Origin of the sequence: Pseudomonas batumici (assembly GCF_000820515.1) — a bacterium.
In the GTDB taxonomy this organism is placed as follows: Bacteria; Pseudomonadota; Gammaproteobacteria; order Pseudomonadales; family Pseudomonadaceae; genus Aquipseudomonas; species Aquipseudomonas batumici.
Genome location: NZ_JXDG01000035.1, coordinates 70,169 through 91,536 on the forward strand (window position 1 = coordinate 70,169; position 21,368 = coordinate 91,536).

Below are 21,368 nucleotides of genomic sequence, written 5' to 3' on the forward strand. Positions count from 1 at the left end.
TAAAAAATATGGATCAGACGACTATTCTAAAACGCCGTAATTCTATCGCCGCTACAGGCCCAAGAATTAACGTGAATAGAAACCTCTGTCCATAATTTGTTAATTTCTGACGGGAGAGTTGAAATGCTTTTTGCTATTTCGCGAAATTGTCCGTTTTTGATCGTCGAGCTCAAGTATTCAGCAACGATTCTAGCCGTTTTGTCGGGCATTTTGTCAAGAACAATACATCCCGGACTGCAATTGCCCCCTGCCCATGTTAGGCAGCTCTGTTGTTTGGGGGTGAACCCTGCTCTGTGTTGGGACCAATAGGCACCTTTTGCATCGGAGCTTACGAAATTTGTACAACTTTTCCCTATTTTAAGTGGTATGTAGGGCCAATAGTCTTGGGTTTGTAAGCTTTCAATTTCTCGCAGGTAGTCTGATTGGTTTATTTCTTGCTTAGTGGATTTTTTTATGAGGTCTGAAGGGATTAGGTTTTCTACCGAGTAGCAGTTAAGTATTACCGGGAAAGAGTGAGGCTTAGGGGAATCCGTATGTAGCTGCATGATTGGTGCAGCGGTGTTTGTGCCGAGGGTTGCATTTTCATACTCTAAATCACCATCAACTATACATAGGCTCAAGCGGTTCTGAGTGGAGTTGATCTCGAATTGTCTCGGCGTCTGGCTACCTCCCCCTGAAATAAAGTGCGCATTGTGCCTCAAATTCTGTAGGTTCGTTGAATTATGATTTTTAATTTTTGCTATATGCTGAAACAGCTCGCAGTCAGTGATGTTTTCTGCGAGCAATACTGTCGGCTCAAGGAAGTCTCCATTTGCGAAATTATCAATCGAAATCTCGATAATGGTTTTACCTTGTTCTACTGAGGTTCTTATTGTGTTTGGCGTTGAAATAACGTTGACGTAGGTCGTCATTGACTCAAAAATTGTTTTCTTGAATCTCTGGAGTGACTTTATTTTTCTTATGGTGAGTTTTGTCGCTTCGCTGATTCCTGGTAATGCCTCAATTTTTTCTAGATGGGCAGGTTTGCAGTAAATTAAATGCTTTCCCAGTCGACGTGCTCTGAATAGTTCATCGATGCAAATGCTAAAGTTAGCCGGAAGCACTTGATGCTCAATCAGAGAGATGACGGTTTCGTCAATGCGAAAGAACATCACATAGCCTCGCTATCAAAGAAGCCGATAGGCCAGTCGGAAAGATAGCCATCCTTGTCAAAAGTTGACTCCCTGACAATTGTCGAGTCATCGAGACCTCCTTGGTCGAAAAGATAAACTCCAACATCTTCAGTCGACAGTGTGCCTTCTTCGATTGATTTGCCTAATTGATTTATAATGACTTCGCTATGTGTTTCTATAGCTATTTTGAAATTCGACTCTGGATACTCTTTAATCAAGGATGCAAAAAGGTCAGCTAGCTTCGCTTGCATCTTTGGATGAAGATGGAGTTCTGGCTGCTCAATTGCAAAGAATCTAGTGTAGCTCCCGTAGTTTTTCTTCCTGGTCATTGTCCAAAGTTGAGCAATAATTGGAAGAACTTGAGAGTAGCCAAAGCCCGTGTCTGCGAGGTTGACTTTTTCTTTCCCCCCTCGTTCGCTCAATACGATCGAAACGTGGCCCTCTGATAATTTGGCCCGGACCTCAAAACCCATGGTTTTGCCCGTCCATTTTGCAAAGCTTTCAGATTCTTCCACTGAAAGGTTTTTCAAAAACATTGCAAGATTGTTTCCTTGTGGATCAATCTCATCTACCGCGAGCCCTTGAATTCTATAATAGCGCTCAGCTGAGGCGCGCAGGGGAGTTACATATTGGATCGCGTGACAAGTGCGCGACAAGAATTCTGCGATTCCTTCAAATATTTCACAGAAATGCTTTGCTATCAGTAATGCAGTTATTTTCTGGACATCTTGTGAGTCTGCTGTCCAGCTGGATATTTTGTATTTCCAATGAGTGCCGAAGTCCAAAACTTTAAGCTGCTCAAGCACTACGCTTGGGCTGGCCGGATAGAGTCGGGCAGCAGTAGTTCCGATATTTTCGTCTTGTTTATTTTTATGAGTGTGCTTCTTTATAACGTCTATGATGCTGTTATGAAGTTGCGTTCGGAGTTCTGGGCGGTTTGTCTCTATGATGTTAGGGAGAAGGTTGAAGCTTCTGAACAGTAGGTAGCTGCTTGTTGCTGAGGTATAGTCTTCGTTATTGATTGTGAAGTTGGTGACTTTTAGTTTTTCATTTATCGCGAGTGTTATGTCGTTTTCGAAAACCCGAATGCTATATTCAGTTGATAGTGGGCTATTCAGGCCCAATTTTTCAGGGCGTATTGAGATTCCCAGTTCGACATGAGTATTCCCTTCCGCGATTCTGTGGCGGAATCTACTCTGTCGTGACAACGTCCTGTTGCTTATGCTTAATTCGAATCCAAATTCAATGGCTCGCTTTTCGGCGTAACGTGATAGTGCTTCATCAAAAGACCCGAAATCGACAAGCGGGCCATACCACAGTATCTCGGACAGAGTCTTAACTTGAGCACTTTGTTTTAATAGAGGAAGTGTTCTAATGAAAGAGCTTTTTCCAGAGCTGTTCTGGCCGAGAAATACATTAATTTTTTTAAACTGTATTTTCCCCGTGTCGCTCAAACTTCTGAGGTTTTTGATTCTTAGACTTTCCATGTGCACTTCCGAGTGGCTGGCTTATACGGATTCCAAATCCTATATTTAATGATGTCGAAATGCCATAGTTTTGCATTTTTTTTGAGGAGGAGACCGATATCAGCTGGGAACGATCAAGCCTTGGTCGTTGAGCTTGAGATGCCAGAAAATCGGCTCGCGGATCGCGTCGAATGGGATTTAGAGAATTTTTCGTACAAACCCTAGTCACCTTTGCTAGTGGCTTATGCTCATCGCGATGTACCGTCGAAGATCATGCGTTGTCAGCGGGCATGATCTTCAGCGGAGCGGGAAGCATCGCTTCCCGTTCAACTACTGAGCCCTGTCAGCCGCCGGCGTTGATGGGCTGTTCATCCAGCACCGAGTCCATTTTCAGCTGTGCCAGCTCAATCAGGTGCACCACACCCATCGCCACCTTGCGGTTCGAACCGGTTTGGTTATCGGCGTGCTCATAGGCCGTGGCCGCGGCGGATTGCAGAATCGAGTAGACGTTGACCAGGGCGTCTTCCTGACTCCTGGGTTCACTCAAATGATCACGCAGCACGGTGACAGGGGTTGATTTCGAACCTGCTTCCGGACCAAGGTTGTAGTGAGACAAAGCCCGGTCGGCGATACGTGGGTCGATGGTTTCAGCGTTGGGTGTTGCCGGTGGATTAGGGGTGACCTTGAACATGGCGAAACTCCTTGGTAAATGGAGTCGCCAGACATCGCTGCTAAACAATTGGGTGGCGACTGTACGCGGGTTAGCAGACCGGTTACCAAGGGACCCGGCGCACTCGAAAGTGCCCCACGCACAGCCACCATAAAGAACAGCAGACGCAAAAAAAAGCGCCGCTTGAACGGGAGGCGGCACTTGCGTGCCTCGGTAAAAACGAGCTGCTAAACCCGGCCACTGAATTGGCAGTGACAGGACGAAGCCTAGCCGCGAGATCCCGCGCAAACAAGCGGTCAGGATTTTCTAGGAAATTTCAGTCAAGGGAAAGAGAGTTCTCTTGCTGGCCAATAGCGGATTGCGGGACTGCGGCTACAATCGAGTGCCAAGAGGATACGCAGACACAGTGGAGAAAATCCTGGCGTAGCCGATACACTGCTGTCCTGATTGCACGAGTGCGTTTTCGATGACCCTCACCGATGCTGTCCTGATCCTGCTGCTGGCCGCCCGTATCCATGGCACGGACGATGCCGTGCGGGCGTCGGCGAAAAGCTGCGTGAAGAAACTGCCGCGTGGCAAACGCGAGTTGATCTACAACGTGATCAACAGCCACAGCCCCATGGACCTGGTGGCGTTGATGGCCGAGAACCTGCAGCTGGACGACTAGGCATCCTGGTCGCCGCCGGGCTAATCCTCGAAGCCGACCTGCTCGTGAATCCCGTCCACCTTCAACTCCAGTCGATAAGCCACGGCGATGAACAGCGCCTGGCACAGGCACAGGCTCGCACTCAACGACCGAAAGGCGAACGAGCTGCCCTCATTCACCAGCAGCACCGTACTGGCCCGCTTGGCCAGCGGCGAGAGGGTGCTGTCGGTGATGGTCAGGGTTTTCGCCTGGTGCAATTGCGCGATGCGCAGGCAGTGCTGGGTTTCCTTGGCGTACGGCGAAAAGCTGATGGCGATCACCAGGTCGTTGGCGCGCACGCTGCGCATCTGTTCGCGATAGCTGCCGCCCAGGCCCGAGACCAGGTGAATGCGCTTGTTGGTGTGCTGCAGGTTGTAGACCAGGTAATCGGCCACCGCGAATGAGCGGCGTACCCCCACCACATAGATGTTCTCGGCGTTCACCACCAGGTCCACGGCGGCGTCGAGCGCCTGGTCGTCGAGTTCCAGGCCCAGGCGCTCGATACCGGACAGCGTGGCATTGATGCACTCGCGTGCCAGGTCGCCGGCGCTGGCCTTCTGCGACTTGTTTTCGATCAGGCTGCGAATGCGCTGCTGGTAGTTCTGCGCCGGCGTGGTCTTGTGGGTATACGCCTGGCGAAACAACGCCTGCATTTCACTGAAACCGCTGAAACCGAAGCGCTGGGAAAAACGCACGATGGCCGAAGGGTGCACCTCGCATTCCCGGGCGATATCGCTGATCCGGTCGACCATGATCCGGTCGCTCTGCTGGCTCATATAGCTGGCGATGCGCTTGAGCTGGCGCGGCAGGCTTTCGTATTCCTCGGTGATCAGCTGCAGCAGGCGCTCGGCATTGATCGGAGGGCTGGCGATATCGCCCTCGGGTGCACATTCGGGCGTAGCCGGCTGATCGGTGCGGGACATGGAAAATCCTCTGATGGGTGCTTGTGGCTGGGTGGCGGTAGTCTACAGGGGCGCCGCCAATAAAATCTTGAGTGCGCAGTCAAGTGGGGCGATGCTGAAACGATCCACTTCGACAGTCTTCGTCACGCTCAAGTGTAATGGAAAATATATTCCATATAAAAAATAATAGAAAATATATTGAATGTCGCCGCGAGACGTTCTAGTCTGGCCCCACACCAAGAGCGTTCGTGCTGGTACCGCGGCGAACGCAGGCTGATAAAAATAACAGGAGCCAGCATGGGCCAGACTCGTTTTGCCAGTGGGCGTCAATTGGATCTGATCTGCCTCGGGCGCCTTGGCGTCGACCTCTATGCGCAGCAAGTCGGGGCGCGGCTGGAGGATGTCTCGAGCTTTGCCAAATACCTCGGCGGATCCTCCGCCAACATCGCCTTCGGCACGGCCCGCCTGGGGGTGAAATCGGCGATGTTGAGCCGGGTCGGCGACGACCACATGGGCCGCTTCCTGGTCGAATCCCTGGCCCGCGAAGGCTGCGACACCCAAGGTATCAAGGTCGATCCGGAACGTCTCACCGCCATGGTGCTCCTCGGTCTCAAGGACCGCGAAACCTTTCCGTTGGTGTTCTACCGCGAGAACTGCGCCGACATGGCCCTGCGCGCCGAAGATATCCGCGAGGACTTCATCGCCTCCAGCAAGGCCCTGCTGATCACCGGCACCCATTTCTCCACCGCCAGTGTCTACAAGGCCAGTCTCCAGGCCCTGGACCATGCGGAAAAACACAACGTCCGGCGCGTGCTCGACATCGACTACCGCCCGGTGCTCTGGGGCCTGGCCGGCAAGGCCGACGGCGAAACCCGCTTTGTCGCCGACCAGCAGGTCAGCCAGCATGTGCAATCCATCCTCCCGCGCTTTGACCTGATCGTGGGGACTGAAGAAGAGTTCCTGATCGCCGGCGGCAGCGAAGACTTGCTCACCGCGCTGCGGACCGTGCGTGGGCTGACCACCGCGACCCTGGTGGTCAAGCTCGGTGCGCAAGGCTGCACGGTGATTCACGGGGCGATTCCGGCGCGGCTCGAAGACGGCGCCATTTACCCGGGCGTACGGGTCGAAGTGCTCAACGTGCTGGGGGCCGGCGATGCCTTCATGTCGGGTTTCCTCTGCGGGTGGCTTGAGGAGGCCAACGATGAGCGTTGCTGCCAGTTGGCCAATGCCTGTGGCGGCCTGGTGGTGTCACGCCATGCCTGCGCCCCGGCGATGCCGACCCGCGCCGAACTGGACTACCTGTTCAACAGCCCGGTGCCGATTACCCGGCCCGACCAGGACATGACCCTGCAACGCCTGCATCAGGTCAGCGTGCCGCGCAAAGCCTGGAAGCCGCTGTTCATCTTCGCCTTCGACCATCGCGGGCAGTTGGTGGAACTGGCGCACAAGGGCGGTCGTGAGCTCAACAGCATCGGTGAACTCAAGCTGCTGTTCATCCAGGCCGTGGAGCGGGTCGAGGCCGATCTGCGCAAACAGGGCATCGAGGCGGATGTCGGGCTGCTGGCCGACCAGCGCTTTGGCCAGGATTCGTTGAACGCCGCCACCGGCCGTGGCTGGTGGGTCGCGCGTCCGGTGGAAATCCAGGGCTCCCGACCGCTGGCCTTCGAGCAGGGCCGCTCCATCGGCAGCAACCTGATTGCCTGGCCGCAGGAGCAGATCATCAAGTGCCTGGTGCAATTCCACCCGGATGACGAGCCTTTGCTGCGCCTGGAACAGGAAGCGCAGATCAAGGCCCTGTATCAGGCGTCGCAGGTCAGCGGCCATGAGTTGCTGCTGGAAATCATCCCGCCCAAGGATCACCCGTCGGCACATCCCGATGTGCTGTATCGCGCCCTCAAGCGCCTCTACAACCTGGATATCTACCCGGCCTGGTGGAAGATCGAAGCGCAAAGCGCCGCCGAGTGGGAGCAACTCGACGCCCTGATTCAAGAGCGCGATCCCTATTGCCGAGGGGTGGTGCTGTTGGGCCTGAACGCGCCGGCTGCGACTCTGGCACAAGGTTTCCAGCAGGCCAGCCAGAGCCGAACCTGTCGTGGCTTTGCCGTCGGCCGGACGATTTTCCAGGAGCCCAGCCGGGCCTGGATGGCCGGTGAGATCGATGACGAAGCGTTGATCCGGCAGGTGCAGGCGACGTTCACCGGGCTGATCGACGCGTGGCGTGCGGCCCGGGCCTGACATCTATCGGTAGTTGCAATGGGATCAAGTGTGGGAGCCGGCTTGCTGGCGATGGCGTCGGTGAGTGCAGTGCAAGGCTCAAGGGCTTCATCGCTGGCAAGCCAGCTCCCACAGAAAAGCTGACCGCAGCGGTCTCAGGTTTATTTGAAAACAATAAAAGGTGCAGCCATGCCCGCTATCCGAATTGGCATCAACCCGATCTCCTGGAGTAACGACGACCTGCCTTCCCTCGGCGGCGAAACGCCGCTGAGCACCGCCTTGAGCGAAGGCAAGGCCATCGGCTACGAAGGTTTCGAGCTCAACGGCAAGTTTCCCAAGGACGCCAAAGGGGTCGGCGATGTGTTGCGGCCCTACGACCTGGCGCTGGTCTCCGGCTGGTATTCCAGCCGCCTGGCCCGGCGTTCGGTGGCGGAGGAAATCGACGCCATCGCCAGCCATGTCGAGTTGCTGGCGCAGAACGGCGCCAAGGTGCTGGTCTACGGTGAAGTCGCCGATTCCATTCAAGGCCAGCGGATCGCGTTGGTGGAGCGGCCGCGTTTTCATAGCGAACAGGCCTGGCAGGAATACGCCGACAAACTCACCGAACTGGCCCGCTTCACCCTGTCCCAGGGTGTACGCCTGGCCTATCACCACCATATGGGCGCCTACGTCGAATCGCCGGCCGACATCGATCAATTGATGGCGCTGACCGGCAGCGAAGTGGGGCTGCTGTTCGATTCGGGCCATTGCTACATGGGCGGCGGCGAACCGCTCGAGGTGCTGCGCAAACATATCGGGCGGATCTGCCACGTGCACTTCAAGGACGTGCGCAAACCGGTGGTGCAACTGGCGCGCAACAACCTCTGGAGCTTCCCGGACTGCATCGTCAACGGCACCTTCACCGTACCCGGCGACGGCGATATCGACTTTGCCGCGCTGCTGGATGTGTTGCTGGCCGCCGATTATCACGGTTGGCTGGTGGTCGAGGCCGAGCAGGACCCGGCTGTCGCGCCGAGTTATGTCTATGCCAAGAAGGGCTTCGACACCTTGCGTGCGCTGCTGAACCAGAGGACCGGACAATGAGCCTGCTGGTCAAGAGCAACGCCAAGGGTCGGACCCTGGTCGAGTTGGCGCCCGGCACCCTGGAGTATGTCGGTTTCGCCGCTTACCACCTGAGCCTCGGTGAAAACCTGCCGGTCAGCGCCGGTGACCAGGAGCTGTGTCTGGTGCTGCTCGGCGGTCGGGTCAGCGTCAAGGGCGAAGCACCGGGGCAGGGCGCCTTCGACTGGGACAATATCGGCGATCGCCAATCGGTGTTCGAGGACAAGTCACCCTATGCCGTCTACCTGCCGCCCGGCAGCCAGGCCCAGGTGGTAGCCCTGAGCGATGTGCAGATTGCGGTATGCGCCGCGCCCGGTTCGGCGACAGCGGGCCATGGCCCACGGCTGATCACCCCGCAAGGCATGAAGCGCAGCGTGCGCGGCAAGGGCGCCAACACCCGCTATGTCTGCGACATCCTGCCGGACACCGAGCCTGCGCACTCGCTGCTGGTGGTGGAGGTGCGCACACCGTCCGGGCATTCGTCGAGCTACCCGCCGCACAAGCACGACACCGACGACCTGCCGCACCAGAGCTTTCTCGAAGAGACCTATTACCACCAGGTCAACCCACCCCAGGGTTTCGTCTTTCAGCGTGTCTATACCGACGACCGTTCCATCGACCAGGCCATGGCCGTGGAAAACAACGACCTGGTGGTGGTGCCCAAGGGGTATCACCCGGTCAGTGTTCCTTACGGCTACGAGTCGTATTACCTGAACGTGATGGCCGGACCCAAGCGCGTCTGGCAATTCCATAACGACCCGCGGCACAGCTGGCTGCTGGATCTGTAGTGCCTGCGCGATTTCAACTTTCCGATGGAGAACAAGAATAATGAGTGAGGCTCCGGTTATAGGTCATTACCTCGATGGCCAGGTGCAGGACGCTGGCAGCGAGCGCTTCAGCAATGTCTTCAACCCGGCCACCGGCAGCGTCCAGGCGCGGGTCGGGCTGGCCAGCCAGCAGACCGTCGATGAAGCCGTCGCCAGTGCCCTGAAGGCCTTTCCGGCCTGGTCCGAGCAATCGTCCCTGCGTCGCTCGCGGGTGATGTTCAAGTTCAAGGAGCTGCTGGACAAGCATCAGGATGAACTGGCCGAAATCATCAGCCGGGAACACGGCAAGGTCTTTTCCGACGCCAGGGGTGAAGTCACTCGCGGTATCGAGATCGTCGAATACGCCTGCGGCGCGCCGAGCCTGCTGAAAACCGATTTCAGCGACAACATCGGTGGCGGCATCGACAACTGGAACCTGCGCCAGCCCCTGGGCGTCTGCGCCGGGGTCACGCCGTTCAACTTCCCGGTGATGGTGCCGCTGTGGATGATTCCGCTGGCGCTGGTCACCGGCAACTGCTTCATTCTCAAGCCATCCGAGCGCGATCCGTCGGCCAGCCTGTTGATGGCTCGCCTGCTGACCGAGGCCGGCCTGCCGGACGGCGTGTTCAACGTGGTGCAGGGCGATAAGGTGGCGGTCGATGCCTTGCTGCAACACCCGGACATCGAGGCGATTTCCTTTGTCGGTTCGACGCCGATTGCCGAATACATCCACCAGCAGGCCACGGCGCGCGGCAAGCGGGTCCAGGCCCTGGGCGGGGCGAAGAACCACATGATCGTCATGCCCGACGCCGATCTGGACCAGGCCGCCGATGCCTTGATCGGCGCCGCCTACGGCTCGGCCGGCGAGCGCTGCATGGCGATCTCGATCGCCGTGGCGGTGGGCGATGTCGGCGACCGGCTGATCGAGCGGCTGCTGCCGCGCATCGATCAACTGAAAGTCGGTAACGGCCTGCAGCGCGACAGCGACATGGGGCCGCTGGTGACCGCCGAGCACAAGGCCAGGGTCGAAGGCTTTATCAGCGAAGGCGTGGCCCAGGGCGCCCGGCTGATTGTCGACGGTCGTGGCTTCAAGGTGCCGGGTGCGGAAAACGGTTTCTTCGTCGGTGCCACGCTGTTCGACAACGTCACCACCGAGATGAGCATCTACCAGCAGGAAATCTTCGGCCCGGTGCTGGGCATCGTGCGCGCTCCGGACTTTGCCAGTGCCGTGGCGCTGATCAACGCCCACGAGTTCGGCAATGGCGTGTCCTGTTTCACCAGCGACGGCGGGATCGCCCGGGCCTTTGCCCGCAGCATCAAGGTCGGCATGGTCGGCATCAACGTGCCGATCCCGGTGCCCATGGCCTGGCACTCGTTCGGCGGCTGGAAGCGCTCGCTGTTCGGCGATCACCATGCCTACGGCGAGGAAGGCCTGCGGTTCTACAGCCGTTACAAGAGCGTGATGCAGCGCTGGCCGGACAGCATTGCCAAAGGCCCTGAATTCAGCATGCCCACCGCCAAATAGGCGATCTTCAACTTTGTCTGTGGAGAACAAGAATAATGAGCCAGCCCCTGCGTTTCGCCCTGAACCGTATGGTCGCCCCACGTTTGTCGCTGCCGCAATTCATCGAGCTGGCGGTGGCCCTGAAGGCCGATGCCATCGAGATCCGCAACGATCTCATGGGCGTCGAGATCGAAGACGGCACACCCGCTGTGCAGGTCCGCGAGCTGTGCGCGGCACGCGGGATCAAGGTGCTGTCGATCAACGCCTTGTACCCGTTTGATGTCTGGAACGCCGAGCGCCGTGCGCAGACCCTGGCACTGGCGGCCTATGCCCGTGATTGTGGAGCGCAGGGCCTGGTGATGTGCCCGTTCAACGATCGCGACGATCCGCGCTCGGAAGCGCAACGCAACGCCGGGTTGCGCACGGCCTTGAGCGAGCTGGCGCCGATTCTGCGCGAGTACGGGATTCTCGGCTTCATCGAGCCGCTGGGCTTCGAAGAGTGCGCGCTGCGGCGCAAGCGCACGGCGGTGGAGGCGATCAAGGCGATCGGCGGCCTGGATGTGTTCCGCCTGGTGCACGACACCTTTCACCATCACCTGGCCGGCGAACAGGAGTTCTTCCCTGAGCTGACGGGCCTGGTGCACATCTCGGGGGTCGAGGACGCAAAAGCGCCGCTGGCGACCATTCGCGACGGTCACCGGGTGCTGGTGGGCGAGGCCGACATCCTCGGCAACGCGGCGCAGATCGAGACCTTGCTCGGCAGCGGCTACACCGGCTACCTGTCGTTCGAACCCTTTGCCGAAAGCGTGCATGGGCGGACGGACATCCAGCAGGCGCTGGGCGCGAGCATGGCGCATCTCGAACAGGCATTGGCGGTGCAAGCATGAGCACGACACGACTGACCATGGCCCAGGCGCTGGTGAAGTTCCTCGACAACCAGTACGTCGAGGTCGATGGGGTGCAAAGCAAGTTCGTCGCCGGGGTCTTCACCATCTTTGGCCATGGCAATGTGCTGGGCCTGGGCCAGGCGCTGGAGCAGGACAGCGGCGACCTGGTGGTCCACCAGGGGCGCAACGAGCAGGGCATGGCCCACGCGGCCATCGGCTTTGCCAAGCAGCACCTGCGTCGGCGGATCTATGCCTGCACCTCGTCGGTCGGCCCCGGCGCGGCGAATATGCTGACCGCCGCCGCGACGGCGACTGCCAACCGGATTCCCTTGCTGCTGCTGCCCGGCGACGTCTATGCCAGTCGCCAACCGGACCCGGTGCTGCAACAGATCGAGCAGTTCCACGACCTGAGCATCAGCACCAACGATGCCTTCAAGGCGGTGAGCAAATACTGGGACCGCATCAACCGTCCCGAACAGTTGATGAGCGCGGCGATCCATGCCATGCGTGTACTCACTGATCCTGCGGAAACCGGCGCGGTGACCCTGGCCTTGCCACAGGACGTCCAGGCCGAGGCCTACGATTACCCCGATTACTTCCTGCAGAAACGCGTGCACCGCATCGACCGCCGCCCGGCGACCGAGGCCATGCTCGGCGACGCCGTGGCACTGCTCAAGGGCAAGCGCAAACCGCTGATCATCTGTGGCGGCGGGGTCCGCTACTCCGGGGCGAACGCGGCGTTGCAGGCCTTTGCCGAACGTTTCGAGATTCCCTTCGCCGAGACCCAGGCCGGCAAGAGCGCGGTGGTGTCCAGCCATCCGCTGAACGTCGGCGGCATCGGCGAAACCGGCTGCCTGGCGGCCAACCTGCTGGCCAAGGAAGCCGACCTGATCATCGGCATCGGCACCCGCTACTCGGACTTCACCACCGCGTCGAAATGGCTGTTCCAGCATCCCGAGGTGCAGTTCCTCAACCTCAATATCAGCCCTTGCGATGCCCTGAAGCTCGATGGCGTGCAGTTGCTGGCCGATGCCCGCTCAGGCTTGCAGGCGTTGGGCGAAGCACTGGGCGAGTACCGCGCCGGCTGGGGCGAGCAAACGCGCCTGGCCAAGGCGCAGTTGGACGAGGAGGTCGACCGGGTTTATCAGGTCGAGTACCAGGCCAAGGATTTCGTCCCGGAAATCAATGACCACATGGACCCGGCGGTGCTGCGCGAATTCATCGAACTGACCGGCTCCTGCCTGACCCAGAGCCGGGTGCTCGGCGTGTTGAATGAAAACCTTGCCGAGGACGCGGTGATCGTCGCCGCCGCCGGCAGCCTGCCCGGCGACCTGCAACGCAGCTGGCGCAGCAAGGGGGTGAACACCTACCACGTCGAGTACGGCTATTCCTGCATGGGCTACGAGGTCAATGCCGCCCTTGGGGTGAAACTCGCCGAACCCGCGCGCGAGGTCTATGCGCTGGTCGGGGACGGCTCCTACATGATGCTGCATTCGGAGCTGGTCACCTCGATCCAGGAGCGACGCAAGATCAATGTGATCCTGCTCGACAACATGACCTTCGGTTGCATCAACAACCTGCAGATGGAGCACGGCATGGACAGCTTCGGCACCGAGTTCCGTTTCCGTGATCCGGCCACCGGCAAGCTCGACGGCGACTTCGTCCCGGTGGACTTTGCCATGAGCGCGGCGGCCTACGGCTGCAAGACCTACAAGGTGAGCAGCGTCGAGCAGCTCCAGGCGGCCTTGGCCGATGCGCGGTTGCAGACGGTGTCGACGCTGATCGACATCAAGGTCCTGCCCAAGACCATGATTCACAAGTACCTGTCCTGGTGGCGGGTCGGCGTGGCGCAGGTCTCCACCAGCGCGCGCACCGATGCCGTGGCCAGGACCCTCAACGAACGACTGGCCAAGGCGCGTCAGTACTGACGCTCTTGCAACGAACAACAGCCACGAACAACAAAAATACGAACAGGAGTTTTCCCATGTCTTTAAAGCTGGGCGTCATCGGCACCGGTGCCATCGGTCAGGATCACATTCGTCGTTGCAGCAAGACCCTGCTCAACAGCCAGGTGGTGGCGGTCACCGACATCAATCTGCAGCAGGCGGCCAAGGTGGTGGCCGACCTGCAACTGAGCGCGGAGGTGTACCTGGACGGTCATACGTTGATCAACGCGCCGGAAGTCGAAGCGATCCTGGTCACCTCCTGGGGCCCCAGCCACGAGGAATTCGTGCTGGCGGCGATCGCGGCCGGCAAGCCGGTGTTCTGCGAGAAGCCGCTGGCGGTCACGGCCGAGGGCTGCCGCAAGATCGTTGCCGCCGAAGTGGCCCACGGCAAGCGCCTGGTGCAGGTCGGTTTCATGCGCCCCTACGATGAAGGGTACCGGGCTCTCAAGGCGGTGATCGACAGCGGCCAGATCGGCGAGCCGTTGATGCTGCATTGCGCCCATCGCAACCCGACCGTGGGCGAGAACTACAAGACCGACATGGCCATCACCGACACCCTGATCCATGAACTGGACGTGCTGCGCTGGCTGCTCGCCGACGACTACGTTTCGGTGCAGGTGGTGTTCCCGCGCAAGACCAGCAAGGCCCACGCCCACCTGAAGGACCCGCAGGTCGTCCTGCTGGAAACTGCCCGGGGCACGCGCATCGACGTCGAGGTCTTCGTCAATTGCCAGTACGGCTATGACATCCAGTGCGAAGTGGTCGGTGAAACCGGCATCGCCAAGTTGCCGGAGCCCTCGCAGGTGCAGATGCGCAGCGGTGCCAAGCTGTCCAACGCGATCCTGATGGATTGGAAAGACCGCTTCATCGCCGCCTATGATGTCGAGCTGCAGGCGTTCATCGACGGTGTCCGTGCCGGTCAGGTCGGTGGGCCGTCGGCCTGGGATGGCCTGGCAGCGGCGGTGGCGGCGGATGCCTGCATCGAGGCCCAGGGTAGTGGGGCGATTGTGCGGATCGCGCTGCCCGAGCGCCCGCACTTCTACGGCTAAGGACTGTCCGTTATCGAGCGTTCCCACCACGCGGGTGGGAACACAAGGAGAATCACCCATGCGTATTGCACTCGACCCCTATATGTACCGCAACCTGCCCCTGGGCAAGATGGTCGACAAGGTCGCCGAGCTCGGTTACCAGCATATCGAGCTGTCGCCCCGGGAAGATTTCCTGCCGTTCTACAAGGCGCCACGGGTCGACCGGGCGCGGATCAAGGAGTTTCGCAAGGCCCTGAGCGACACCGGGGTGCAGCTCTCGTCCCTGCTGCCGATGTACCACTGGGCCGCCGCTGACGAAGGGCTGCGGGTGGCGGCGGTGCGCAACTGGAAGCGCGCGATCCAGATCGCCGTGGAAATGGACTGTGAATTGGTCAACACCGAGTTCACCGGGCAGTCGGACAACCCGCTGGTCTGTGAGAACCAGTTCATGCGTTCGATGGACGAGTTGATGCCCGAGTTCGAACGCGAAGGCATCAAGCTGGATATCCAGGCGCACCCCTATGACTTCTGTGAGCGCAACAACGAGTCGGTCGACATCATTCGCGGCCTCGACCGCGACTGGATCAACTACCTTTATGCGGCGCCGCACACCTTCTTCTATGACGACGGCAAGGGCGACATCGCCTCGATGCTCAAGTATGCCGGCTCCAAGCTCAGCCACTTGATCATCGCCGACACCTACAACCACAAGGCGTCGTCGAGCCTGCGCTATATCGTCAACCCGCCGGGTGTCACGGCCACCGTGCACCAGCACCTGGATATCGGCCAGGGCGAGGTCGACTGGGAGGCGTTTTTCGGCACCTTGCGCGAGATCAGGTTCGATGGCATCGCCACGGTGTCGGTGTTTGCCTGGGAGGATCGGCCGGACGAGTCGAACCGGATGATGCTCGAACGCGTCACGCGCGAGCTCTGCCAATAAGGCTGGAATGAAAAAGAAAATAAAGTTCTAAAATTGATTGATGTGGAAATTATTTTCCAATACAGTCGATTTCAGATTGTCGAGTGCCGACGATCGTTCGCTTGCCGGTCACTGAAAGAGTCACGCTTGATCCATAAAACCAACAAGAATGTGGAGAAAGACTTTTCATGAAAACCAAGATCCGCTTCACCTCGCTTGCCCTGTCCCTGATGCTGGTCAGCGGTGCCGCCTTCGCCGACCTGAAGATCGGTGTGAGCATGTCGCAGTTCGATGACACCTGGCTGACCTACCTGCGTGAGTCCATGGACCAGAAGGCCAAGGCCATGCCCGACGGTGTCAAACTGCAATTCGAAGACGCCCGCAGCGACGTGGTCAAGCAACTGAGCCAGGTGGAAAGCTTCGTCAGCCAGAAGGTCGACGCCATCATCGTCAACCCGGTGGACACCGCCGCGACCCGGAAAATCACCGATGCGGCGGTCAAGGCCGGGATTCCCCTGGTCTACGTCAACCGCCGGCCGGATGACCTGAACCTGCCCAAGGGGGTGATCACCGTCGCCTCCAACGACCTCGAAGCCGGCCAGATGCAGATGAAGTACCTCGCCGAAAAAATGCAAGGCAAGGGCGACATCGTGATCCTCCTCGGCGACCTCGCCAACAACTCCACCACCAATCGCACCAAGGGCGTCAAGGAAGTCCTGGCCAAGTACCCGAACATCAAGATCGAGCAGGAGCAGACGGGCATCTGGCAGCGCGACAAGGGCATGACCCTGGTCAATGACTGGCTGACCCAGGGCCGCAAATTCGACGCCGTCGTCGCCAACAACGACGAGATGGCCATCGGTGCCTCGATGGCGCTGGAGCAGGCCGGGGTGAAAAAGGGTAGTGTGCTGATTGCCGGTGTCGACGGCACCCCCGATGGCCTGCGCGCGGTGAAAAAAGGCGCCATGGCGGTCTCGGTGTTCCAGGATGCCAAGGGCCAGGCGGTCGGTTCCATCGACGCGGCGGTGAAGATGGCCAAGCACGAACCGGTCGAGCAGGCGGTGTGGGTGCCCTACCGCCTGATCACCCCAGACAACGTCGACCAGTTCAAGTAGTCAGTCCGTTCAATAACAACAATAAACAAGCAAGGCGGCATGCCCGCCTTGCTGATGGAGTACCTGATCATGTTCGCTTCAGCGACTGCTTCGAGCACCCCGCTGGTGGGTATCCAGCCAACCGCCTTACCTGCCGATGAGCCGTACCTGCTGGAGATCGTCAACGTCAGCAAGGGGTTCCCCGGGGTGGTGGCGTTGTCCAATGTCCAGTTACGGGTACGCCCGGGGTCGGTGCTGGCCCTGATGGGCGAGAACGGTGCCGGCAAATCCACCCTGATGAAGATCATCGCCGGCATCTACCAGCCGGACGCCGGTGAGCTGCGCCTGCGCGGCAAGCCGGTGGTCTTCGATACGCCGCTGGCCGCCTTGCAGTCCGGGATCGCGATGATCCACCAGGAGCTCAACCTGATGCCGCACATGAGCATCGCCGAGAACATCTGGATCGGCCGCGAGCAGCTCAACGGCTTCCACATGATCGACCACCGGGAAATGCACCGTTGCACGGCGAAACTGCTGGAACGGCTGCGCATCGACCTCGACCCGGAGGAACAGGTCGGCAACCTGAGCATCGCCGAGCGGCAGATGGTCGAGATCGCCAAGGCGGTGTCCTACGACTCCGACATCCTGATCATGGATGAGCCGACCTCGGCCATCACCGACAAGGAGGTCGCCCACCTGTTCTCGATCATTGCCGACCTCAAGGCCCAGGGTAAGGGCATCATCTACATCACCCACAAGATGAACGAAGTGTTCGCCATCGCCGATGAAGTGGCGGTGTTCCGCGACGGTGCCTACATCGGCCTGCAACGGGCCGACAGCATGGACGGCGACAGCCTGATCTCGATGATGGTCGGGCGCGAGCTGAGCCAGTTGTTCCCGGTGCGCGAGAAGCCGATCGGCGACCTGCTGATGTCGGTGCGCGACCTGCGCCTGGACGGCATCTTCCAGGGGGTTTCGTTCGACCTGCATGCCGGCGAGATCCTCGGCATCGCCGGGCTGATGGGGTCGGGTCGGACCAATGTCGCCGAAGCGCTGTTCGGCATCACCCCGAGCGATGGTGGCGAGATCCGCCTCGATGGCCGGCCGGTGCGTATCAGCGATCCGCACATGGCCATCGAGAAGGGCTTTGCCTTGCTCACCGAGGACCGCAAGCTCAGCGGCCTGTTCCCCTGCCTCTCGGTCATGGAAAACATGGAAATGGCCGTGCTGCCGCACTACGTCGGCGGCAACGGCTTCATCCAGCAGAAAGCCCTGCGCGCCCTGTGCGAAGACATGTGCAAGAAGCTGCGGGTGAAAACCCCGTCGCTGGAGCAGTGCATCGACACCTTGTCCGGCGGCAACCAGCAAAAGGCCTTGCTCGCCCGTTGGCTGATGACCAACCCGCGGATCCTGATTCTCGACGAACCGACCCGGGGCATCGATGTCGGCGCCAAGGCCGAGATCTACCGGCTGATCGCCTACCTCGCCAGCGAAGGCATGGCGGTGATCATGATCTCCTCGGAGCTGCCGGAAGTGCTCGGCATGAGCGACCGGGTGATGGTCATGCACGAGGGGGAGCTGATGGGCACCCTTGACCGTGGCGAGGCGACCCAGGAGCGGGTCATGCAACTGGCCTCCGGGATGAGCGCGGTTCACTAGTTGTTCAACGAACAGAGGCCGGCGGCGGTGCTACGCGCCGGCAACGCGATAGAAGGGTGAGTGGTTATGAACGTGATACTGGAAAACAAGCCTGCAACGGTGTCGGTCAAGAGTCGCCGGCGTCTTCCCACCGAACTGAGCATCTTCCTGGTACTGATCGGCATCGGCCTGGTCTTCGAGCTGTTCGGCTGGATCGTGCGCGACCAGAGCTTCCTGATGAACTCCCAGCGGCTGGTGCTGATGATCCTGCAGGTTTCGATCATCGGCCTGCTGGCGATCGGTGTCACCCAGGTCATCATCACCACCGGCATCGACCTGTCGTCGGGCTCGGTGCTGGCGCTGTCGGCGATGATCGCCGCGAGCCTGGCGCAAACCTCGGATTTCGCCCGGGCGGTGTTTCCGTCGCTGACCGACCTGCCGGTGTGGATCCCGGTGATCGTCGGGCTCGGGGTGGGGCTGCTGGCGGGGGCGATCAACGGCAGCATCATTGCCATCACCGGGATTCCACCCTTCATTGCCACCCTGGGCATGATGGTCTCGGCCCGTGGCCTGGCGCGTTACTACACCGAAGGCCAGCCGGTGAGCATGCTCTCGGATTCCTATACGGCCATCGGCCATGGCGCCATGCCGGTGATCATTTTCCTGGTGGTGGCGGTGATCTTCCACATCGCCCTGCGGTACACCAAGTACGGCAAGTACACCTATGCCATCGGCGGCAACATGCAGGCGGCGCGCACCTCCGGGATCAACGTCAAGCGCCACCTGGTGATCGTCTACAGCATCGCCGGGCTCTTGTCGGGGTTGGCCGGGGTGGTCGCTTCGGCGCGTGCCGCCACCGGGCAGGCGGGCATGGGCATGTCCTACGAGCTGGACGCGATTGCCGCCGCGGTGATCGGCGGTACCAGCCTGGCGGGCGGGGTGGGGCGCATTACCGGCACGGTGATCGGCGCGCTGATCCTCGGGGTCATGGCCAGCGGGTTCACCTTTGTCGGTGTCGACGCCTATATCCAGGACATCATCAAGGGCCTGATCATCGTGATCGCGGTGGTCATCGACCAATACCGCAACAAGCGCAAGCTCAAGCGCTGAGCGAGCCGTAAACGACAAGGGCCTGTTCAGGCCCTTGTTGCGTACAGGTTGTTGCAGGGCAGGGCATCAGCTCGCCGTTGGCGCCGCAGAGAGCGAGTCCCGTTGCGTTGCCGCATCCGGCAGATAGCGCATAACCGCCTGGTAAACCTCGTCCACCGAAATATTATCCATCCCGTCTTTCTTGATGATGCTGTGATGGTCGCGGGCAGGATAAGGCCCGGTGTGCGCCGGGTCGGTCTTGCCGCAGAGCAGTACCATCGGTCGTTCCACCGCGCAGGCGACATGCATCGGGCCGGTGTCGCCGGTCACGAGCAACTGGCAGCGCTTGAGCACCGCCGCCAGTTGGCCGACGTTGGTCTTGCCGATGAGATTGACGATGTGCGGGTGAGCGGTCAGCGCGTCGGCGGCAAAGGCTTCGCTGGGCGAGCCCGTCAGCACGATATAGACAGACGGGTGCTTCTGTACCAGGCGCTGGACCAGGTGATCAAAGCGCTTGAAAGGCCAGCTGCGGGTGTCCTTGGTCATCAGGAAAGGAAACAGCCGGGACAGGAAGCTGCGACCCTTCTTCGAAATCTGATGACAGCCCATGTGCAAGGCAATGAGAAAAGGCTCGGGGGTGGCTGGGATTTTCTCCAGCAGTCCATCCGCCTGTGCCAGATCCTCCGCGCTCAGATTGAGCTCGTAGGGCCCCAATGGGAACTGGGCCACCTGCGGCAGGTGCTGGAGAACAAAGCGATAGAAGTCTTCCGAGTAATGAAACGCACTGGCATAGCGAGGCAGCATCAGAACGTTTGGAATGTCTTTCAGGTAGGTCGCGGTGTTCTTGATGTTCTGCAATGGCAAGATAACATCATAGCCGGCGGCCAACTGCGCGATCGGCTGATCGTCTGCGGTATAGAGCGTATCGATGCAGCTGTTTCGCGAAAGCATCTCATGGGAAAGCGTGGATAACGCGACAGCATCGATTTGCGCCTGCGGTTTTGCCAGGCGCAGTGCACGAATACCGGGTGTCGCGAACACGGTATCGCCCAGGCGGTGCGGAGCAACCAGGAGAATTTTTTCTGCGGCCTGTAGCGGGCTGGTCGTCATGCGCAATGGATCCGGTTCGGGTTTCGAGGGCGACGGTTCGCGGGGCGGACAGACTATCGTAAAGGGGGGGGATTTTCCAATCTGGGCGGGGCTTTCCCTTGATTTCCCGTGCTCCGAAAGCCCGTCGCCGCGGGTGGCTGAAGAAAATCGAGGCCAGGCCGATAGCTTTTGGCCAGCGTCGCTTGTTATCTTGCCGAAGCCTGTTGTTTTCCGTCCCCGTTCAACGCGAGATCTCGCCCATGTTGTTGAGAAATATCCGGATTGCACCCAGAGCGTTCATCGGTTTTGCCGCTATCGCCTTGCTCAGTGTGTTCCTGGGTCTGTTCGCGTTGAAGCAGACTCGCGACGTCCAGGCCCAGGCTGCCGATATCCAGAACAACTGGTTGCAGCGGGTGCGGGTGCTGGCGGCGGCGAACGCCTCGCTGGACCGCTATCGCCTGGGCTCCATGGCCCACATCCTGTCTTCCAGCGACGCGGATATGAAGGTCTATGAGGACAAATCGGCCGGGCGCCTGCAAAGCGTGCATGAGCAGATGTCGATTTACGCGGGCCTGCTGACCAGCAGCGACGACAAGGGGCGGCTGGAAGCGTTCAACCGCAGCCTGGAGGCGTATGCCAAGAATCACCTCAAGTTGCTCAGGTTGTCGCGGCAAGGGGACAAGGCCGGCGCCAACACCTACCTCTCGACCATCCGCGACTCCTATGAACAGATGACCAAGAACCTGGATGATCTGATCGAGCGTGCGAACAAGGGCGCGGAGCTGGCCGGCAAGCAGTCGGCCAGCACCTATGACAGTGCGGTGGCGGGCATCGGCCTGGCCATTCTGCTGGTGGGTATCGGCACCGTGCTGGTGGCCTGGTTGCTTACCCGCAGCATTACCGTGCCGATCATCGAGGCGGTCCAGGTCGCGGAAACCATCGCCAAGGGCGATCTGACCCAGCCGATCAATCCCGCCGGCAACGACGAAGCCAGTCGTCTGCTCACGGCCTTGGCCGCCATGCAGGGCAGCCTGCTCACCACCCTCAAGCAAATCGCCGGTTCGTCGACCCAGCTGGCGTCGGCTGCCGAAGAATTGAACGCGGTGACGGCCGAGGGCAGCCGCGACCTGCAACAGCAGCATGGTGAAATCGAGCAGG

Annotated in this window: 17 protein-coding genes and 1 pseudogene; 13 read left to right on the forward strand and 5 right to left on the reverse strand. The window is 59.8% G+C overall.

The features are described from left to right. Positions 1-26 precede the first annotated feature (26 nt). The 3 genes from UCMB321_RS30705 to UCMB321_RS13480 form a co-directional block, all read right to left on the reverse strand. A complete protein-coding gene (locus UCMB321_RS30705; protein WP_157015946.1) occupies positions 27-1,151 on the reverse strand; it encodes a hypothetical protein in 1,125 nt (374 codons plus the stop codon). Then, positions 1,151-2,659, reverse strand: coding sequence for an AAA family ATPase (locus tag UCMB321_RS30075; RefSeq protein ID WP_084615003.1), 1,509 nt, complete (start codon positions 2,657-2,659; stop codon positions 1,151-1,153). The genes UCMB321_RS30705 and UCMB321_RS30075 overlap by 1 nt, the downstream gene beginning before the upstream one ends. Before the next feature lie 322 nt (positions 2,660-2,981). Continuing rightward, the gene (locus tag UCMB321_RS13480) at positions 2,982-3,329 is read right to left on the reverse strand and encodes a DUF6124 family protein (RefSeq protein WP_040067469.1); all 348 of its coding nucleotides are present in this window, start codon (positions 3,327-3,329) and stop codon (positions 2,982-2,984) included. Positions 3,330-3,774: 445 nt separating this feature from the next. Here UCMB321_RS13480 and UCMB321_RS13485 point away from each other — a divergent pair, with 445 nt between their 5' ends. Continuing rightward, positions 3,775-3,975 (forward strand): DUF7740 domain-containing protein, encoded by a 201-nt coding sequence (locus UCMB321_RS13485; protein ID WP_040067470.1) that lies wholly within the window; start codon positions 3,775-3,777, stop codon positions 3,973-3,975. Positions 3,976-3,995: 20 nt separating this feature from the next. Here the strand turns inward: UCMB321_RS13485 and UCMB321_RS13490 are convergent, their stop codons facing one another. Then, positions 3,996-4,916 carry a MurR/RpiR family transcriptional regulator gene (locus UCMB321_RS13490; protein ID WP_040067472.1) on the reverse strand — a complete coding sequence of 307 codons (921 nt, stop codon included), beginning with the start codon at positions 4,914-4,916 and terminating at the stop codon, positions 3,996-3,998. Positions 4,917-5,192: 276 nt separating this feature from the next. Here UCMB321_RS13490 and UCMB321_RS13495 point away from each other — a divergent pair, with 276 nt between their 5' ends. From UCMB321_RS13495 to UCMB321_RS13545, 11 genes are all read left to right on the forward strand, one after another. Further along, positions 5,193-7,130, forward strand: coding sequence for a bifunctional 5-dehydro-2-deoxygluconokinase/5-dehydro-2-deoxyphosphogluconate aldolase (locus UCMB321_RS13495; protein WP_040067473.1), 1,938 nt, complete (start codon positions 5,193-5,195; stop codon positions 7,128-7,130). 168 nt (positions 7,131-7,298) lie between these two features. Further along, entirely contained in the window at positions 7,299-8,192 is an 894-nt protein-coding gene (iolE, locus tag UCMB321_RS13500) for a myo-inosose-2 dehydratase (protein WP_040067475.1), read from the forward strand. Beyond that, on the forward strand, positions 8,189-8,998 hold the full coding sequence (gene iolB / locus UCMB321_RS13505; RefSeq protein ID WP_040067477.1) for a 5-deoxy-glucuronate isomerase: 810 nt from the start codon (positions 8,189-8,191) through the stop codon (positions 8,996-8,998). Before iolE ends, iolB begins: the two co-directional genes overlap by 4 nt. A 40-nt stretch (positions 8,999-9,038) precedes the next feature. Next, positions 9,039-10,541, forward strand: a complete 1,503-nt coding sequence (locus UCMB321_RS13510; protein WP_040067480.1) for a CoA-acylating methylmalonate-semialdehyde dehydrogenase — start codon at positions 9,039-9,041, stop codon at positions 10,539-10,541. Positions 10,542-10,576: 35 nt separating this feature from the next. After that, positions 10,577-11,407 (forward strand): TIM barrel protein, encoded by an 831-nt coding sequence (locus tag UCMB321_RS13515; RefSeq protein ID WP_040067482.1) that lies wholly within the window; start codon positions 10,577-10,579, stop codon positions 11,405-11,407. After that, on the forward strand, positions 11,404-13,335 hold the full coding sequence (gene iolD / locus UCMB321_RS13520) for a 3D-(3,5/4)-trihydroxycyclohexane-1,2-dione acylhydrolase (decyclizing) (RefSeq protein ID WP_040067484.1): 1,932 nt from the start codon (positions 11,404-11,406) through the stop codon (positions 13,333-13,335). Before UCMB321_RS13515 ends, iolD begins: the two co-directional genes overlap by 4 nt. 56 nt (positions 13,336-13,391) lie before the next feature. Further along, entirely contained in the window at positions 13,392-14,402 is a 1,011-nt protein-coding gene (gene iolG / locus UCMB321_RS13525) for a bifunctional inositol 2-dehydrogenase/D-chiro-inositol 1-dehydrogenase (RefSeq protein WP_040067486.1), read from the forward strand. Positions 14,403-14,460: 58 nt separating this feature from the next. Further along, positions 14,461-15,321 carry a sugar phosphate isomerase/epimerase family protein gene (locus UCMB321_RS13530; RefSeq protein ID WP_040067488.1) on the forward strand — a complete coding sequence of 287 codons (861 nt, stop codon included), beginning with the start codon at positions 14,461-14,463 and terminating at the stop codon, positions 15,319-15,321. Between the two features lie 167 nt (positions 15,322-15,488). Then, complete coding sequence (locus UCMB321_RS13535) at positions 15,489-16,415, forward strand: sugar ABC transporter substrate-binding protein (protein WP_040067490.1); 927 nt, start codon at positions 15,489-15,491, stop codon at positions 16,413-16,415. Between the two features lie 69 nt (positions 16,416-16,484). Then, positions 16,485-18,053: a sugar ABC transporter ATP-binding protein gene (locus UCMB321_RS13540; RefSeq protein ID WP_040067606.1), complete on the forward strand. Its 1,569-nt coding sequence runs from the start codon at positions 16,485-16,487 to the stop codon at positions 18,051-18,053. 66 nt (positions 18,054-18,119) lie between these two features. Then, positions 18,120-19,142, forward strand: a complete 1,023-nt coding sequence (locus tag UCMB321_RS13545) for an ABC transporter permease (protein ID WP_040067492.1) — start codon at positions 18,120-18,122, stop codon at positions 19,140-19,142. 66 nt (positions 19,143-19,208) lie between these two features. Here the strand turns inward: UCMB321_RS13545 and UCMB321_RS13550 are convergent, their stop codons facing one another. Continuing rightward, positions 19,209-20,231 (reverse strand): glycosyltransferase family 9 protein, encoded by a 1,023-nt coding sequence (locus UCMB321_RS13550; protein ID WP_040067494.1) that lies wholly within the window; start codon positions 20,229-20,231, stop codon positions 19,209-19,211. A gap of 239 nt (positions 20,232-20,470) precedes the next feature. Here UCMB321_RS13550 and UCMB321_RS31755 point away from each other — a divergent pair. Next, a pseudogene (locus UCMB321_RS31755) lies at positions 20,471-21,235 on the forward strand (MCP four helix bundle domain-containing protein); the annotation flags it as partial. Positions 21,236-21,368: the final 133 nt, after the last annotated feature.